We start from the raw sequence: 16,488 nt of genomic DNA, 5'->3' as shown, positions 1-16,488 counted from the left end.
ACACTGTCCGGTTGTGGCGCGGGTGAACCATGACGCGCGTGCAGGACGCCTCCGCTCCCCGTCCTGACCACGCGAACGGCGTGGCCCGACGGCACGTCCGCAGACAGGAAGAGTGATCCCCCCATGCGACGACTCCCGGTCCGGTCCCTCGCGGCACTCGCCACCGTCGGCACGCTGACCCTCACCGGATGCGGCACGCAGACCGGCGGCTCCGCCGTCGGCGCGCCGGCCGCCGGCGCGGACGGAACCATCCGCGCCCACCGGGTCATGCAGCTGACCGAGGTGCACGAGGAGACCGGGATGACCCTGCTCGAGGGCCCGGCCTTCGACGAGAACGGCGCACTGCTCGTCGTCGACGTCACCGCACCGGCGGGAGAGCCGAAGGTGATGCGGGTCGACGTGAGGAGGAAGACGTCGCAGGCCGTCCACTCGGACGGCCGAGGGGCCTACACCTCGGCGCAGTTCAGCCCGTACGACGGACGGCTGTACCTGACCGACTACGCCCACGGCGAGGTGGTCAGCCTGGCCCCGGACGGAAGTGACCCGCGGACCTTCTTCTCCGGGGAGGTCGACGGAGCGCGGATGAACCCCGACGACATCGCCTTCGACGAGGAGGGCAACCTGTACGTCAGCGACTCACGCGGCCTTTCCGCGGGCGACGCCCAGGGGCGTGTGGTGCGGATCGAGCGGGACGGCAGGAAGTCCGCCGTCCTCGCCGGCGGGCTCGCCGCGACGAACGGGATCTCCTTCGACGCGGACTACCAGGGGCTGTGGGTCAGTGAACTCACGCAGAACCGGATCTCCTACCTCCGCCTCGACGGAGAGGGAGACGTGACCTCACGGCACACCGCGATCCGCGTGGACGGCGGGATCGCCCAGACCGATTCGATCGCCGTGGACGCGGAGGGCAACCTCTACCAGGCACTCCACGGCCGAGCCGCGATGGCCGTGTACAGCAAGCACGGCGAACGCCTGGCGACGGTCGAGATCCCCGACCGCACCGAAGGGCTCGAGTCCGCGACGAACGTGGCGATCACACCTGGCGGGACCAAGGCGTACATGACCGTCAGCGGACCGGCCGGCGGTTACCTGTACACCTTCGACGCACTCGGCAAGGGCACCCGGCAGTCCAACGGCGGCTGACGCCCCCGGCTCTCATCCTTCGAAAGGCTGGACCGGCCCCACTTCGACACCGAGGAGCCGCCACGCGGCCTTCGCCCGGCGTTCCCGCACTTCGCGTGTGGGACCGCTGGTGGCGCCGGACACCATGGCGACGGCCAGCATGAGGTCGTTCGCCGCGCCCAGGCGGTGCCTCCTGGGCAGGTGCTGCCGCAGGGCGGACTCGACCCGGCCCGAGAGGACCAGGGCGTGCGCGAGCGCCTCCGAGTGGCCGGTGGCCCCGTTGCTGTGCAACAGGCCCAGGAACGCGGCCGACTCCGTCAGGTGCCAGGTCAGAACGCCGAGGACATCGGAGAGGAGCGCGCCCTCGGCCGCGGCGGCCTGTTCGACCTGCCGCACGTTCTCCTCGAGGACCGCGATCGCCACGGCCGCCCTGTCGGGGAAGTGCCGGTACAGGACGCCTTGCCCGACCCCGGCCCGACGCGCGATCGCGGAGAGCGGAGCGTCCAGCCCGTCGGACGCGAAGATCTCCCGCGCGGCAGCGATCAGAGCGTCCCGATTGCGGGCAGCCACCTTCGGCCCGTGATTCGCGGGCCGCCGCTCGACGGGCGCAAGGGGCTGGGTCATCCCGAAAGGGTACCGGCCGGCCGGCGGACCGAGCCGCCGCGGGCGCACCCGCGGCCCGCCACCGTCTCCCGGCCGAGCGCCGTGGTCGCGAGACGGAGTTCAGCCCACTGCGGTGACCGCCGCCGGCCGGCGGCGGGGCGCGCACCGGCGGCGCTTGTCGGGAAGCACCTGGGTGATGCCCTGGCCGTCGCAGTGCTCCAGCAGGGGGACGGTGACGCGTCGGGTGGTGTCCAGGGCGCGGCTCGCCTCCCCCACGGTGAACGGCTGGGCGAGTCGGCTCAGCCGGTCGGCGGCCAGACGGGGAGCATCCGGCAGCAGCACCACGTGCTCCGCGAGCCGCAGTACCGCCCCGTGATGGACCGCCGTGGCGAGTTCACGGCGACCGAAGCCGAGTTCCGCGAGTCTCCGGGCGGGGGGCGCGGCGAAGGGCCGCCCGTCGAGTTCGGCGGTGAGCCGGCGCACCGCGTCCGTCACGGGGACAGGCGGTTCCCCGGTTCCGGCGGTCACGCGCCCGCGGCTCAGCCGCAGGGGTGGCGTGACCAGTGCCTCCACGAGAGAGACGGCCGGCAGTCCCAGGCGGTACCGAGCGGCCTCCACCGGTACGCCGTCGTCCGCCGGCCGCTCGCAGAGGTACGCCGCCACCAGCTCGGCCAGCCGGACACGCAGGGCGGCCCAGTGGGCGGGGTCGGCGAGCCAGTCGCCCGCCACCGGTGCGGTGTGGACGGCCACCCCCATCGCGGTCAGCTCCCCGCGTCGGACCAGCAGTCGGCGGCGCAGCTCGGAGGTCTCGCACGGGACACCGTCGGCGGCGCCCAGCTCGGCTGCCCGCCGTGCCGCGGCGCCCCGGCGCCGCAGTTCGGGTGGCTGGGGGTCGAGCACCGTCAGACCGGCGAGCACCCGCCGCAGGCCCGGATCGCGCAGCACCGCGCGGTCGCCGATGCGCAGCGGCAGGGGTGCCGGGAGGGTCAGCCGGGCGGTCTCCTGGCCGAGTGCCCTCACGCGGACGGGCACGGCCGCCGAGCCGATGTGGGCGACAGCGGTACGGGGCAGTTCCGCGGCAGGCGCTCCGCCGTGCACCCGTACGTCGCAGCGCAGGCAGGGGAGGAAGCTGTCGGGGGTGAGCAGGGCGTCACCGCGGCCCGTCGACTCCTTGTCGAGGCCGCGGAGGTTGACGGCGACCCGGGCGGTGGCCCGTACCAGGCCGGTCTCCTCGCCCAGCGTGTGCAGCGCCCTGACGCGCACGGACCGGCCGGAGCGGGCGGTCACCAGGACGTCGCCCCTGCGGATCCGCCCCGCCCCGAGGGTGCCGGTGACCACCAGCCCACTGCCGCGCACGGTGAAGGCCCGGTCGATCCACAGCCGTACCGGGGAGTCGGCGTCGCCGTCCGGCAGCCGCTCGGCGAGCCGGCCGAGGGCGGCACGCAGCTCGGCGAGGCCCTCGCCGGTGCGGGCGCTGACCGCAACGGCCTCGACACCGCCGAGGGTGCTGGACCCGATCCGGGCGAGGGCCTGCGCGGTGGCGGGGCCGGGGTCGGCCAGGTCGCAGCGGGTGACGACGAGCAGTCCGTGCCGTACGCCCAGGGCGTCCACGGCGGCGAGGTGCTCGGCGGACTGCGCCTTCCAGCCCTCGTCGGCGGCGACGACGAACAGCACGGCGGGCACGGGCCCCACACCGGCCAGCATGGTGGGCACGAACCTCTCGTGCCCCGGTACGTCGACGAACGCCAGCCGTTCGCCCGACGGCAGGTCCGTCCACGCGAAGCCGAGGTCGATGGTCAGCCCACGGCGGCGCTCCTCGGCCAGGCGGTCGGGGTGGGTGCCGGTCAGGGCCTGGATCAGCGTGCTCTTTCCGTGGTCGACATGCCCCGCTGTCGCGATGACCCGCATGATCACCGGCCGGCCGCGCGCAACACCGCCGCGAGGATGTCGGTGTCACACGCCTCCGGTACGCACCGGAGGTCCAGCAGCAGCCGGCCGCGCAACAGCCGTCCGAGGACGGCCGGTTCACCGCTGCGCAGCGGTTCCGCCAGGTCGGCGGGGAGGCTGAGCGCACACGACGGCAGAGCGGTCCCGGGCGCACCGCCTCCTCCGACCACCGCCTCATGAGGTACGACGCGCGCGTCGAGCCCTCGGCGCACGACGTCCTCGGCCAGCCGCAGGGTGCGGATGCGCAGGTGCGGCAGCGGCATGTGCACGGCCGTGTGCACGGGTGGCTCGGGACCGCGCAGGGTCGCTTCCAGCGCGGCCAGGGTGAACTTGTCCACGCGCAGGGCGCGGGCCAGCGGGTGGCGGCGCATCCGTTCCACGACGGCGGCGCTGCCGAGGACCAGCCCCGCCTGCGGCCCGCCGAGCAGCTTGTCCCCGCTGGCGGTGACGAGGGTGGCTCCGGCGCGCAGGGCCGTGGCCGCGTCGGGCTCGTCCGGCAGCAGCGGGTCGGGAGCGAGGAGGCCGGAGCCGATGTCGACGACGACGGGCAGAACCAGGGAGGCCAGCTCCTCGGCCTCCACTCCCCCGGTGAAGCCGCTCACCGTGAAGTTCGAGGGGTGGACCTTGAGGATGAAGCCGGTGTCCGGGCCCGCCGCGTCCGCGTAGTCGCCGAGCCGGGTCCGGTTGGTGGTGCCGACCTCCCGTATCCGGGCGCCGCAGGAGACCAGCAGTTCGGGAATCCGGAAGCCGTCGCCGATCTCCACGAACTCGCCCCGGCTGAGCAGGATCTCGCGCCCCTGGGCCAGTGTCACGGCCGCCAGGGCCAGGGCGGCGGCCCCGTTGTTGACCACGTGCACGGCTTCCGCGGCCGGCACCGCCGCACGCAGGGCCGCCATGGCACTGCGGCCGCGCGGCGCCCGTCTGCCGGTCGGGAGATCGAGCTCGACGTCCGTGTATCCGGCGGCCGCCGCCATCGCCTCCAGCGCCGGCTGCGACAGCGGCGCCCGTCCCAGATTGGTGTGCAGCACCACGCCGGTCGCGTTGTGCACGGGCGTCAGTCCCGCCGTGTGCGCGGGCAGCGCGGCGAGAGCGGCCCCGACCGCGTCGCCGGGGGCGATCCGGCCGTCGCGTACGAGCTGCTGGGCGGCGCCTACCGCTGCCTTGACGACGGGCCTGCCCAGCCGCGCGGATGCCTCGCTCAGCCGGGGGTCGCCGAGGAGCACCGTGGTGCTCGGCACCTTCCTCCGGATGTCCGCGGGCGGCTCGCCCGTCCGGTCCGTCACCCGCGCCACCCCGATCGAAGTCTGCGGAGGCGGACGGGAATCGAACCCGCCTGGCCCGGATACCGGACCACACCGATGTTGAAGATCGGGAGGGGCACCAGCCCGCCCAACGCCTCCGGAGCAAGATTGTGGTCCCCGCACACTGCCGGGGCAAGAGGTGAAATGATCGCCGTATGACGACAGTTGGCGCCATCGACGGGCCTGCCGCGCCCCTGCGGCTGACCCGGTTCGCGCACGGCGGGGGTTGCGCCTGCAAGATCCCTCCGGGGGAACTGGAGGCCATGGTCGCGGGCCTGCTGCCGCAGCGGATCCCCGGGCAGACCGGTGGCAGCGACGAGGACCGGCTGCTGGTCGGACTGGACGACGGCGACGATGCCGCGGTGGTGCTCACCGGCGACGGCAAGGCCCTGGTGTCGACGGCCGACTTCTTCACCCCCGTCGTCGACGACGCCCGCGACTGGGGACGGATCGCCGCGGCCAACGCCCTGTCCGACGTATACGCGATGGGCGGACGGCCCGTCGTCGGGCTCAATCTGCTGGGCTGGCCCCGTGACGTACTGCCCGCCGAGCTGGCCCGGGAGGTCCTGGCGGGTGCGCTCGAAGTCGCCGGCCGCGCCGGTTGTCTCGTCGGCGGCGGCCACAGCATCGACAGCCCGGAACCGCTCTACGGAATGGCGGTGACCGGTCTGGTGGATCCGGACCGGCTGCTGCGCAACGACGCAGGACGGCCGGGCGTGCCGCTGACCCTGACCAAACCGCTGGGCGTCGGGATACTCAACAACCGCCACAAGCGGACCGGGGAGGTCTTCGCGCACGCCGTCGCGTCCATGACGGCGCTGAACGACAAGGCCGCTGCGGCTGCCCTGGAGGCCGGGGCGGTGTGCGCCACCGACGTGACCGGATTCGGGCTGCTCGGACATCTGCACAAACTGGCGCGGGCCAGCGGTGTCACGGCCGTGGTGGACGCCGCCGCGGTCCCCGTGCTCGACGGTGTCCGGGAGTCCCTGCGGGCCGGGTACGTCAGCGGCGGCACCCAGCGCAATCTCGAATGGGTGCGCCCGCACCTCGACGCGGGACGGACGAGCGAGGACCGGCTGCGGCTGCTCGCGGACGCGCAGACCTCCGGCGGCCTGCTGGTCGCCGGAGAGCTGCCCGGGCATCCGGTCATCGGGGAGCTGGTTCCCGCCGTGGCCGGCACCACGCTGGTGATCCGCTGAGCCCGGAGTACGGCCGCGGGCCCGCGGCCGGGGCCGGGTCCCGCGGCCGATTCGCTACCGGTAGCGGATGTGCAGGTGGTTGTCGTGGTTCGCGTAGCTCGTGGTCAGCCCTTCCGAGATCAGCTGCGGGTCGTTGAAGAAGATCAGCTGGACGTGGCCGGGGGCCTTCGCCCGGATCTCCTGTACGAGCCTGCGGGTGGCCGCGCGGTCGTAGGTGCTCGACTGCCAGGTGATGCGTCCCGCGGTGCACTGCGCCGAGTCGGTGCGGGCGGGCCACACGTCGATGTCCATACCGACTTCGTGGCTGCCGTGGCCGGGGATGTCGCCGCCGTGCTCGAAGCCCGCGTCGCCGATGGGCAGTCTGCCGTTCCCGGTGGCGGCGAAGGTGGCGGCGGCGGCCTCCAGCTGGCCCACGGCTCCGGCTGTCGCCCAGTGGGCGCCCGCGTTGCCGTCGGGACTCTGCGCGCACATCGTGCTGCCGCCGAAGTCGATGTTCTCGTAGTGCCACAGCAGGTTCTGCCAGGTGGCCGGCCCGACGACGCCGTCCGCGCCGATCCCCGCGTGGGACTGGAAGGTGCGGACGGCGGTGCCGGTGGCGGGCCCGAAGGCCCCGTCGGCCGAGAGGCCGGCGCCCCGCTTGGCGTTGAGCAGCGACTGGAGGGCCGTCACCGCCGGTCCGTTGTCGCCCTGCCGGACGGTGACCACGAGCGCGCCCCAGGTGGCGGGGCCGGCGATGCCGTCCGCGGTCAGGCCCTTGGACTGCTGGAAGCCCACCACGGCGCTCCGCGTTCCGGAGCCGAAGACGCCGTCCACCGCCACGGAACGGCCGTGCGCGGCCAGCAGGTGCTGCAGCGCGACGACGTCGGAGCCTCGGTTTCCGTCGCTGGTCAGCGGGAACGCCGCCTGCGGGAAGGCCTGCGCCGGGACACCGAGTCCGAGGAGCAGCCCCGCCAACGCGGTGAACAGCGTGATGATGCGTGCGAGTCGTCTCACGGTTCCTGCCTCACTTCCCTGTTCGTCCGCCTGCTCACTTTCCGGCCTGGAGGGCGCCCCAGGTGGCGGGGCCGACGATGCCGTCGGCGCTCAGACCGCGCGAGGACTGGTAGTCGCGTGCGGCCTGGGCGGTGCCCGAGCCGAAGGCACCGTCGACGGAGACCGTCCGGCCGAGCGCGGCGGTCAGGGCGCGCTGGAGCCGGGTCACGGCTTCTCCCGTAGAGCCGCTCTGGACGGTCGGGGTGGATCCGCGCGAGAGCAGGGCTGTCCAGGTCTTCGCGCCGACCACCCCGTCCGCGGTGAGCCCCTTGCCGGCCTGGAAGTTCCGGGCGGCGGCGGTCGTGGCGGGGCCGAAGATCCCGTCGGGGGTGCCCGGGTCGAAGCCTGCGGCCTTGAGCAGGCACTGGGCGGCCTTGACGCGGTCGCCGGTCGAGCCGCTCTGCACGGTGGTGTACGAGGTGAAGTCGAGGTTCGCCCCGGTGCAGGTGGGCGTGGGCGTGGAGCCGTTGCCGACGTCCAGGTAGTCGCGGTCGATGTTGATCGAGTAGCCGCCGTAGGACTCGGTGACCTCGCCCGCGTACTGGTGGATCCGCTGGTGGCCGGACCAGTAGGAGGACGGCACGTACGTACCGGTGTCGGTGTCTGCGGCGCCGTTCCACCAGGCGTAGAAGAGGTGGTCGACCCGTGTGTAGGCGCTGTTGTCGTACTCGGCGGCGGCGTCCTTGATGCCGGAGGCGGCACTGGAGTAGAAGCCCGACAGGTAGCCGCTGCTGTGCAGCCGTTCGGTCCAGCCGGACAGGTACGACAGCACGGACGCCTTGCAGGAGGCCGTGGAGGTGTACGCCTCGATGTCGCTGTAGATGGCGCTGCCCGCGGGGATGCCGAGACCCGACGCGGCGGTGACGGCACCTGCCGCGGCGGTGACGCCCTGGGACTTGGCCGTGGCCGGATCGGTGGACATCTTCAGCGAGTAATTGGTGCACGGTGCCTGGCGGCCTACGTCGATGGGGAACAGGCGCCATCCGGCGGCGGTCTGGCTGGTCACCCAGCTCGCCGTCAGATTCGGCTGGGCGCAGCCGCGGAAGGATCCGCTGATGTAGACACCGACCGCGCTGTACGGCGAGCTCGCCTGCCAGGCGTTCATGGCGGCCTGCGAGGGCGCGGTGCAGGCGTCGAAACCCTTGCCCAGGTAGCTGCCGGGCTGTGGTCCGGCCGCGGCCAGCGGGGCGGGGCCCGGCTGCGGGTCCGGGCCGGCCGGCGCGGTGCGCTCGGCGCCCTCGGCGAGCTCGGCGGAGGCGAGGACTCCGCGTACGAGGCTTTCGGTGTCCGGCGTGTGGGCGGCGGTCACGAGGACTCCGGCGTCCTCGACCGCGATCTGGATGGTGTCGTTGCTGGAGGCGGCGGACGGGGCCACGGCCGTGCCGCGCCGGGGCCGCGCGGTCGCCGCTGTCACCTGCCCGGCGGAGCGGGCGGTGATGGGCTGCACCACGATGCCGGCGGAACGGCCGACGACTCGGGCGGGGCAGTCGTTCTGCTCGCCGGGCTCGCCCAGGTAGACGGCGGGTCTGTCGAACCGGAGGCACGCACGCGGATTCTCGGACAGGTCGACGACCCGCCATTCGGCCGGCACCTCGATGCGGTAGCCGTGGTAGGTGACGTTCCGCGGGCTCGTGGGCGGGGAATCCGCCAGTGCGGGGGCGGGGGCGGCGAGCGCGCCGATACCGGCGAGCACCGCCAGCAGGGCCGTTCCGGCGCGGGCGCGCCAGGGGATCCAGGACGACATCGGTTTCACTCCTGCTCGGATGCGGGGGGAGGTGCGGGAGCGGCGTGGCGCTTCTCGTCGGTCCGCCACGCGCGGCGCGGCCCGTTGCCGGAACCTGCTCGGCCACGGACCGTGCGGGCCCGCGCTCACGGGCCGGAGGCCGGATCCCGGGAGCGCGGGCTGCTGTGCCGGTGAGTGGACTGTCAGACGCCGCAGTTGGGCGCGGACCAGGAGCGGCTGGTGCGGCCGTCGACGTGGGTGTGGTCGTTGTGGTCGGGGTAGCCGGGGCCGTAGATGCCGCCGAAGCCGTGCGAGCGGGCCCGCTGGGCGAGCGCGCAGAACGACGGGCTGCCGACCAGGTCGGCGGCGTCACCGTACAGGTGCCGGCTGTTCGAGGCGCCGCCCGCCGCGTTGTTGCAGGCCGTCGACCGGAATCCGCTGGACACGACGATGGGCACGTCACCCATGGCGTGCCGCAAGGCCTCCAGCTTCCACATCGTGCGCAGACCGTTGGACTTGGCCGTGGCGGCGCTGACCGCACCACCGGACCAGTCGGAGTTGCAGTTGTTCAGCTCGGCGTAGGTGAAGTGGATCGGGGTGCAGTCCGGGTCCTGCAGTGCGTAGATCTTGGTGAACGTCTGGGAACCCGCGATGCCGTCCGCTCCGAGGCCGTACGCCTGCTGGAACTTGATGACCGCGGCCTTGGTCCGCGGCCCGAAGTTGCCGTCGACGGAGAGGATCTCGCCGTAGTCGACATGCCCGGCCACCCGGATCTGCAGCTGGGTCACGTCGGCGCCCGACATGCCTTCGGACAGGGTGCGGCCCCAGGTGTAGCACTCGTCCGCCTGGGCCGGGGCGGCCGTGGCCAGCACTCCCCCCACCGCAGTCGCCATGATCATGACAAATGCCAGAGCGAGTTGGATCGTACGCCTCAACATGGCGCCTCCGTTGTGAGTCCTTCCCGAATCCCCGCTAGAGGGCTGAGGCGAGTCTGACGCCCACTTCCTCGGCGTGTCCACACCGGCACCATCTGCCACAGGACCAGACCTCCGGCACAACTTCCCTGTGGGCAGCGGACGTTGACTCGCCTGCTGCGATTCGGTACCGGAGGTCACTCGGAGAGGCGGGGGCCCCGCTACCGGACCCCGCAGGCGGCAGCGGCGATCAGCACGGAGCACACGAGGGTCACGCCGCGCAGCCGACCCGCGAGCAGGTCGTCCCAGCGCTCACCGTTCCCGGAGAGCCTGCGCAGCGCAGGGGTGAGTGCCCGGCCCGCACCGAAGCCGAGCCCGGCGGCCAGGGCGGGCGCGTAGGAGCCCCCGGACAGCAGCACCGCCACCGCCATCGCGTACGGAGCGCTCGCCGAGACGTAGGTGCGCACGCCCGTACCGAGCTCGAATCCGAACTGCATTGCTCCGCGCACCAGATGACGGCGCAGGACGTCCTGCGGTATCTGCCGGGCGTTCTGCGGCAGCCTCAGCGACAGCGTGCCCGCGTCACGCAGCACGGCGAGCAGCGCGACGGCGACGATCAGCCCTTGCCGCACGCCGGCGGGGAGCGGCGTGAAGAGACCGGACAGGAGCCACAGCACCCCGGCCGTCAGCACCCCACCGGCAAGCAGACCGCAGGTGAACACGCCGAGGACCAGCGCCTGTCTGTACGTTGCCCGCCAACCTGGCGAGGCCAGCGCGAATGCGCTGTTACGCGTTCAAACGGATCCGGAGAGCGAGTAACCGGCCAGACCGCCGGTGATCGCCCACGTCAGCACCGGCGCGTGGAGGACGGCCGCGATCACCGCGGCCCCCAGGGCCGCCACGGGCAGAACGGGATCGGTGAGCAGCGCCCGCACGGCACGGGCGCCGCTCGGCCGGTCCGCGGGACGGACGGGCTCGCCCACCTAGACCGTCCCGGTCAGTGTCAGCCAGGTGTTCGGGCCGACCACTCCGTCGGCGGTCAGGCCGTGCAGGGACTGGAACGCGATGACGGCCTGCCGCGTGAGCGAACCGAAGTTGCCGTCGACGGTCAGCGCGTAGCCGTGCTTGTTCAGCTGCCGCTGCGCGCCCCGCACGGCGTCGTTCACGCCTCCTTGGCGCACGGTGACGACCAGGACGGGCCAGGTGGCCGCGCTGACGCTGCCCGTGGTGCCGAGTCCGTTCGCCGACTGGAAAGCCTCGACCTGAGCCTCGGTGTCAGGCCCGAAGATGCCGTCGGCGTCCGTGGGATGACCGTGGTGGGTGAGCAGATGCTGGATCGTGTGGACATCGGGTCCCGTGGCGCCGTTCGTGACGGTCGGCCAGCTGACGGAACCAGGGCAGTCGCAGTCGGTGGTCCACCGGCAGATCGACTTCACCCAGCCCGAACCCGTGTTGCGGTAGCCGTCGTGGCAGCGCCGCTCGATTCCGCAGCCGCAGCTGCCGCAGGCCGCGCTGTAACGCCACAGCCAGCCGTCGTAGGTACCGGCGTAGCACTGGTTGGGACGCAGGGTCCAGGTGACTCCGTCCGTCCGGTGGAAGCCGGTGTTCGTCCCCGATGTCACGCACGCGTCGGCGTAGACGGTGCTGGGCCCGCAGCCCGGGGAGCAGTTGTGGTCCTCGGCGTAACTCGGGCACGCGCCGGTCCAGATGTCGTATCCGTCGGCGTACGCCTCCCTGGCGGCGGAGAAGACCCCCAGCGCGGCGAAGCCCAAGGCGGTCGCCGACTGCAGCACGGTGCGCCTGGACGGCGCGAAGGAGGAGAGCGCCCCGCGCCCGGCCCCGGATCGGCGGCCACCGGTACCGGAGCGGCGCAGCGTGGGAACGTCGTCGAGCGAGATCATGGACGGCTCCTCGGCGTTGCGGGTGCGATGTCGTCGAGCAGCCGCAGCAGGGCGGTGGGGGAACCGAGCGGCTCGGAACGCACGATCCGGCGTTCCGGATCGATGACCACCGCGTAGGGGGTGGCGGGGATGTCGTAGGCCGCGAACAGCTCCGGACGGTGGTCCCTGACCGGGACGGCACCCTCGTCCGCACTCGGCCCGGCGTCCGCGTCGGCCCTCGGCCCTGCGTCCGCGTAGAGCCCGAGCACCTGCGGGGTGGCCGCGTCGCCCTGGCGGGTCGTCCAGGCGCCGGCCTCGGCGAGCACCTGGCCGCAGGTCCGGCAGTCCGCGTCGAGGAAGAGCAGCAGCGCGGCGCGGCCCGGTGTCAGGAGGTCGTCGAGTCCTGGCGGATCGTGCCGGGACGCGTCGAGGCCGGGAGCCCGCGCGCCAGGGGTGAGGCCCACTCGCCCGGGGCGGTGCGGCTGTGTCCGGGACAACTGGTGCACCTGCCTGATCAGTCCTGAGACGACCAGCGCGAGGAGCGCGATCGCGGCCCACGAGGCGATCAGGGCGCTGGTGGTGAAGTCCATCGCGTCGGCACTCCTTCGGCAGTCCGGTGGACGGTCTCGGCTCGGTCGTGGGCAGGCGCCCTGACCGGCAGGCGGGCGGCGGGGGCTGGGGCCGGCTCGTGCATGGCGGCGGGCAGGGACCACAGCAGCGCCGTGCAGGCGGAAGCGGCGAGCAGCAGCGTGACCAGCTCCACCGTGGAGAGCCGTACGGGTCCGGCCCCGGCGACGACGGCGCCCGCCGTCGCCAGCACCGCGAGGGCCACCGCCCGCCGGGTGACCCAACGGCTCAGGGGCAGATCGCGGCCGGAACAGCCGCACGGTCCCCCGTGGCCGAGGGCGAGAACGTGCCGCGTGTAGCCGGCGAAGAGCCCGAAGAGCGCGGCCCCGGCGGCCAGTACGGCCTGAAGCGCCCTCTGGTGGCCCGTCAGGAGCGCCGCCGCGCCGATCACCCCCAGGGCACCCTCGGCGACCGGCACCACGACGGCGGCCGGCCGGCGGAGGCGGGGGCCCAGTACGCCGTGCGCCCACAGCGCATCGCCCAGCGCAGCCGGACTGGCGGCATGGGAGCCCGCGCCGAGGAGCAGGGTCAGGATGACGACGGAGGCTGTCAGCCCCCCGTAGAAGCCGGTCACCGGCGGCTCACCCGGCGCACCGCAGGGTGAGCCGCCCCACGAGTTCGGGCACCCGCTCGACAGGAGTCGACGCGAGTGGCACCAGCGTGGCCCAGACCTCGGTGGAGGAGAGCACGAAGAACGGGCTGCCGTCGGAGAGCGTGTCGCGGAACAGCTCGCCGGACGCGACCGCCACTCCCTTCCAGGGCGGGAGCTGGGCGGTGTGTTCCTTCGTGCGCCGGGACAGTTCCAGCAGCCCGAGGCCGGGCACCTCCTTGATCACCGTCGCCGGCCGCGCGAAGGCACTTCCGGCCGAGGGATCCGGCCGCAGGGTGAGCCCGTGCTCGCTCTCCGCGACACGGACCGACCGGAGCAGCCCGAGCACCGCGGCCACGTCCAGGCCGTACAGCCGGGTCACGAGCGAGTGGCGCTCGCCGCGCCACACGACGAGCGACGGCCGCTCCACGAGCCCGGACCGCGGCTCGCGTTCGACCGACCGGAAGACGCGCAGGGTGCCCTTCTGGAAGGTGAGCTCGGATTCGGGTGACCCGACACCCAGGGAGGCGGCGACGTCGTCCCCCAGAGAGGCCGGCCCGGCGGTGAATTCGACCAGCCTGCCACCGGCCACCACCTCGACGGCCGACGTGCACGGGGCCTGGAGGTCGATGCCGCCCTCCAGGTGGTACGTCCCTCCGTCGAGCGCGCGATGGGTGACGAACGATGCGGCCATGTGCATCCTCCCGGGGCGGGGGTCCGGTGCGACACCGCAGCCGCTGAGGAAACTAGGCAAAAGCCATGCCCCTGTCAATAACGCGAGTCGTCCGCAGCCGGATCGGCGCAGGGGCATTGCGGGTAGCGTGATCGACTGCCTCATGGAATGTCCATGTGTCCGGCCTGCCTGTGCGGGATTCCGGTGGCGAACGAGGGGACCGTGATGAACGAACCGACGAAGCCCGCAATCGAGGTTCCGGAGGGGGACGCGCCCACCGAGCTGACGATCCGGGACCTCGTGGTCGGGGACGGGCCCGAGGCGCAGCCGGGCAGGGTCGTCCAGGTCCACTACGTGGGGGTCACGTTCGCGTCCGGGCGGGAGTTCGACTCCTCCTGGGAGCGGGACCGGCCGTACAAGTTCGCCGTGGGCGGCGGCAAGGTCATCAAGGGCTGGGACCGGGGGGTGAGGGGGATGAAGGCCGGCGGCCGGCGCGAGATCATCGTGCCCCCGCGCCTCGGTTACGGCAAACAGTCACCCTCGTCGCTGATCCCGCCGGGCTCGACGCTGATCTTCGTCGTGGACCTGCTCACGGTGGTGGGCGGGCCCGCCGGCACGGGGCCGGGCCCGAGCGGGCGGGCCTGAACCCGGCGCGCTCCCCTGGTGGCCGGGAACGTGCGCGCAACGTCAGGGTCTGCGGTCGCCGTCCTTCCGCTGCCCGGCCGCGGACCACTGCTCGGCTGCCTCGGCATCTGCCCAGCGGTGACAGTCCCGGAGTCGTCGTCAGTCCGCCGCCAGACGTTGCCGTGCGGCCAGGCCTGCCCCTCGGTTCTCTCGTCGAGCGGACCGACCGCGGCCCAGCCCGGTGTTCTGGCCTGCTGCATGTTCCCTCCTCTTGTCAGCCTGGACGGCACCCGGAGGCTCCCGCCACAGGTCCGTACGGCAGCGCGGGCCCCCCGGACCCCGATGGGCCCGGCCGGGCGGCGTTCCGTCTGTGCCGTCAACGATGGCGGGGCCACCGGCCCCGGGGGAAGGCCGTCGGCTGGCACGAGGCTGCAGGGCTGCCCGCAGGATGGTGCAGGCAAGGTGCTGCCGGGGCAGGGCCGGTTCGGAGAGAGCGGGAACGGCGCATGAGCAGTCGACGAACAGATCGCGTACGGGGCTGCACCAAGGTCATCTCAAGAGGTGAGGGACGTCGTGAGCTTGGTCCGGAGAAATTGTCGATACGTGTGGATGAGGAATGGTCGGCCGCCTGCAGGCGAAAGAACTTGAGTCTCCCGTAAGGGGAGACGCAAAGGTGGGGGCATGGACGGCGACACGCTTTACTCGATCGGTGAGCTCGCTCGGCGGACCGGTCTGACGGTCAAGACCATTCGGTTCTACTCCGATCGCGGAGTCGTGGCGCCGGCAGACCGCAGCCCGGCCGGCTACCGCCTCTACAACATCGACGCCGTAGCACGCCTGGACCTCGTGCGGACCCTGCGCGAACTGGGACTGGACCTTCCCACGATCCGCAAGGTCGTCGACCGCGAACTCTCGCTTCCCGGGGTCGCCGCGACGCACGCCGAAGCACTGGCAGTGCAGATCCGCGCCCTGCGCCTACGGCGCGCGGTGCTGAGGGCGGTGGCCGAGCGCGGGTCCACACCTGAGGAGACGAAACTCATGCACCAGCTGGCCCAGCTGTCCGAAGCCGAACGCCGACGTCTGATCGGTGATTTCCTCGACGCCGTCTTCGGCCGTCTTGACGCAGTCCCGGCATTCACGGGGGTCATGCGCTCGATGACCCCTGAGCTACCCGACAACCCGGAGGCGGAGCAGGTCCAGGCGTGGGTGGAGTTGGCCGAATTGTCCCTGGACCCGGATTTCCGCGCCCTGATGCGGCGGATGGCCGAGGACCAGGCAGCCGAGCACGCCCGAAGCGGCGTGAAGGGCCCGCGCCGCGACATTGCCGCAGTCGTCCTCGACCAGGCCGGCCCAGCCCTGACCGCCGGCATCGACCCGGCCTCGCCCCAGGCCGTTCCGATCGTCGCGGCGTTCACGGCGCACTGCGCGCGCCTCCTCGGCCGCAGCAACGACGGTGAGCTTCGCCGCCGACTCGCGACTTGGCTGGAGAGCGTGCGCGACCCCCGAAGGGAGCGGTACCTCCAGCTGCTCGCAGTGGTCAACGGCTGGTCGGCCCCGGAAAGTCTGGGGCCGGTGTTCGACTGGTCCATCGAGGCTCTGAGCGTCCGGACGCGGCAATGACGGGTGGTCGCGTGGCGACATGGGGCGGACGCGGCCGTCGTCGGGTGAAAACGCGGCCCCAGAGGCTGGGTTGACGAGTGCCCCGGTCGTGCTCAGGCGGCCGCGGCGTCCTCTACCTGGGGCACGGCGCCCCCTACGCGATCGGCGCCCTGTCGGTCATCCTCCTGATCACCATCAGGTACGAGATCAACGCGTTGATCACCGGCCTCGTCGGCGTGCCCCTGATCGGCTGATCGTTCTGGTCCTCCGTGCGCCGCGACAGAACCCTCGCCACAGCCGGAGGGGCAGATGTCGCCCACGAGGTGGAAGAAGTGCATTCCCCGGCCTGACGTGGCGCCACCGGCCGGCCTCCTCGGCTCGGTGCTCATGCCTTCGGGCCGGCCAGCTCGAAGTCGCCTTCGTCAGTTCGGCGCGCAGCGGCTCCTCGGCGATGTCGACGGGGTGGCGGCAGGACCCCTTGGAGCGATCCTTGGCAGCCCTGGAAGCACAGACGATCTGACGGTTGTCAGGGTGAACACTGGTGTCCACCGACGTCAGCCCGGGCGACCGTCAAGTCAGCCTCCGAACGTTCCGGGCAGGCGGACACCGGCGCAAGGCGCGCGACGCATGGGGACGGGTCACTCGTACTCCAGTC

General features: G+C 72.7%; 16 protein-coding genes, 1 tRNA gene and 1 pseudogene. 5 read left to right on the top strand and 13 right to left on the bottom strand.

What is annotated here, in order from left to right; genetic code table 11:
- Positions 1–123: 123 nt before the first annotated feature.
- Positions 124–1,143, top strand: coding sequence for an SMP-30/gluconolactonase/LRE family protein (locus ACFYQ6_RS21500; protein WP_361580563.1), 1,020 nt, complete (start codon positions 124–126; stop codon positions 1,141–1,143).
- A gap of 12 nt (positions 1,144–1,155) precedes the next feature.
- Here the strand turns inward: ACFYQ6_RS21500 and ACFYQ6_RS21495 are convergent, their stop codons facing one another.
- The 4 genes from ACFYQ6_RS21495 to ACFYQ6_RS21480 all read right to left on the bottom strand — a co-directional run bounded on the left by ACFYQ6_RS21495 (position 1,156) and on the right by ACFYQ6_RS21480 (position 5,072).
- Positions 1,156–1,746: a helix-turn-helix domain-containing protein gene (locus ACFYQ6_RS21495; RefSeq protein WP_361580566.1), complete on the bottom strand. Its 591-nt coding sequence runs from the start codon at positions 1,744–1,746 to the stop codon at positions 1,156–1,158.
- A 99-nt stretch (positions 1,747–1,845) separates the two neighbouring features.
- Positions 1,846–3,633: a selenocysteine-specific translation elongation factor gene (gene selB, locus ACFYQ6_RS21490; protein ID WP_388764326.1), complete on the bottom strand. Its 1,788-nt coding sequence runs from the start codon at positions 3,631–3,633 to the stop codon at positions 1,846–1,848.
- Between the two features lie 2 nt (positions 3,634–3,635).
- On the bottom strand, positions 3,636–4,955 hold the full coding sequence (gene selA / locus ACFYQ6_RS21485) for an L-seryl-tRNA(Sec) selenium transferase (protein ID WP_388764324.1): 1,320 nt from the start codon (positions 4,953–4,955) through the stop codon (positions 3,636–3,638).
- A gap of 22 nt (positions 4,956–4,977) precedes the next feature.
- Positions 4,978–5,072, bottom strand: a tRNA-Sec gene (locus ACFYQ6_RS21480).
- Positions 5,073–5,128: 56 nt separating this feature from the next.
- On the opposite strand from ACFYQ6_RS21480, the gene selD reads away from it, so the two are divergent.
- Positions 5,129–6,172, top strand: coding sequence for a selenide, water dikinase SelD (gene selD / locus ACFYQ6_RS21475; RefSeq protein ID WP_361580575.1), 1,044 nt, complete (start codon positions 5,129–5,131; stop codon positions 6,170–6,172).
- A 54-nt stretch (positions 6,173–6,226) separates the two neighbouring features.
- Here the strand turns inward: selD and ACFYQ6_RS21470 are convergent, their stop codons facing one another.
- The 9 genes from ACFYQ6_RS21470 to ACFYQ6_RS21430 form a co-directional block, all read right to left on the bottom strand.
- On the bottom strand, positions 6,227–7,165 hold the full coding sequence (locus tag ACFYQ6_RS21470) for a penicillin-insensitive murein endopeptidase (protein WP_361580578.1): 939 nt from the start codon (positions 7,163–7,165) through the stop codon (positions 6,227–6,229).
- Between the two features lie 34 nt (positions 7,166–7,199).
- Complete coding sequence (locus ACFYQ6_RS21465; protein ID WP_388764321.1) at positions 7,200–8,948, bottom strand: glycoside hydrolase domain-containing protein; 1,749 nt, start codon at positions 8,946–8,948, stop codon at positions 7,200–7,202.
- Between the two features lie 182 nt (positions 8,949–9,130).
- Positions 9,131–9,865 carry a D-Ala-D-Ala carboxypeptidase family metallohydrolase gene (locus ACFYQ6_RS21460; RefSeq protein WP_361580584.1) on the bottom strand — a complete coding sequence of 245 codons (735 nt, stop codon included), beginning with the start codon at positions 9,863–9,865 and terminating at the stop codon, positions 9,131–9,133.
- A gap of 197 nt (positions 9,866–10,062) precedes the next feature.
- Positions 10,063–10,563, bottom strand: coding sequence for a hypothetical protein (locus ACFYQ6_RS21455; protein ID WP_361580586.1), 501 nt, complete (start codon positions 10,561–10,563; stop codon positions 10,063–10,065).
- A gap of 72 nt (positions 10,564–10,635) precedes the next feature.
- A complete protein-coding gene (locus ACFYQ6_RS21450; RefSeq protein ID WP_361580589.1) occupies positions 10,636–10,824 on the bottom strand; it encodes a hypothetical protein in 189 nt (62 codons plus the stop codon).
- On the bottom strand, positions 10,825–11,742 hold the full coding sequence (locus ACFYQ6_RS21445) for a peptidoglycan-binding protein (protein ID WP_361580591.1): 918 nt from the start codon (positions 11,740–11,742) through the stop codon (positions 10,825–10,827).
- On the bottom strand, positions 11,739–12,311 hold the full coding sequence (locus tag ACFYQ6_RS21440; protein WP_388764319.1) for a hypothetical protein: 573 nt from the start codon (positions 12,309–12,311) through the stop codon (positions 11,739–11,741). The genes ACFYQ6_RS21445 and ACFYQ6_RS21440 overlap by 4 nt, the downstream gene beginning before the upstream one ends.
- Complete coding sequence (locus tag ACFYQ6_RS21435; RefSeq protein ID WP_388764318.1) at positions 12,287–12,922, bottom strand: MauE/DoxX family redox-associated membrane protein; 636 nt, start codon at positions 12,920–12,922, stop codon at positions 12,287–12,289. Before ACFYQ6_RS21435 ends, ACFYQ6_RS21440 begins: the two co-directional genes overlap by 25 nt.
- A 7-nt stretch (positions 12,923–12,929) precedes the next feature.
- Positions 12,930–13,631, bottom strand: coding sequence for a hypothetical protein (locus ACFYQ6_RS21430; protein WP_388764316.1), 702 nt, complete (start codon positions 13,629–13,631; stop codon positions 12,930–12,932).
- Between the two features lie 204 nt (positions 13,632–13,835).
- On the opposite strand from ACFYQ6_RS21430, the gene ACFYQ6_RS21425 reads away from it, so the two are divergent.
- From ACFYQ6_RS21425 to ACFYQ6_RS21415, 3 genes and pseudogenes are all read left to right on the top strand, one after another.
- On the top strand, positions 13,836–14,255 hold the full coding sequence (locus tag ACFYQ6_RS21425) for an FKBP-type peptidyl-prolyl cis-trans isomerase (protein WP_361580601.1): 420 nt from the start codon (positions 13,836–13,838) through the stop codon (positions 14,253–14,255).
- A gap of 660 nt (positions 14,256–14,915) precedes the next feature.
- Positions 14,916–15,854, top strand: coding sequence for a MerR family transcriptional regulator (locus ACFYQ6_RS21420; RefSeq protein WP_388764313.1), 939 nt, complete (start codon positions 14,916–14,918; stop codon positions 15,852–15,854).
- Between the two features lie 110 nt (positions 15,855–15,964).
- Positions 15,965–16,087, top strand: a pseudogene (locus tag ACFYQ6_RS21415) (DUF475 domain-containing protein); the annotation flags it as partial.
- Between the last annotated feature and the right edge of the window lie 401 nt (positions 16,088–16,488).

This window comes from Streptomyces sp. NPDC005494, from assembly GCF_042872025.1.
Taxonomy (GTDB): domain Bacteria; phylum Actinomycetota; class Actinomycetes; order Streptomycetales; family Streptomycetaceae; genus Streptomyces.
Note: the sequence above shows the minus strand (reverse complement) of the source record. Positions and strands in the feature narration are given on the sequence as shown.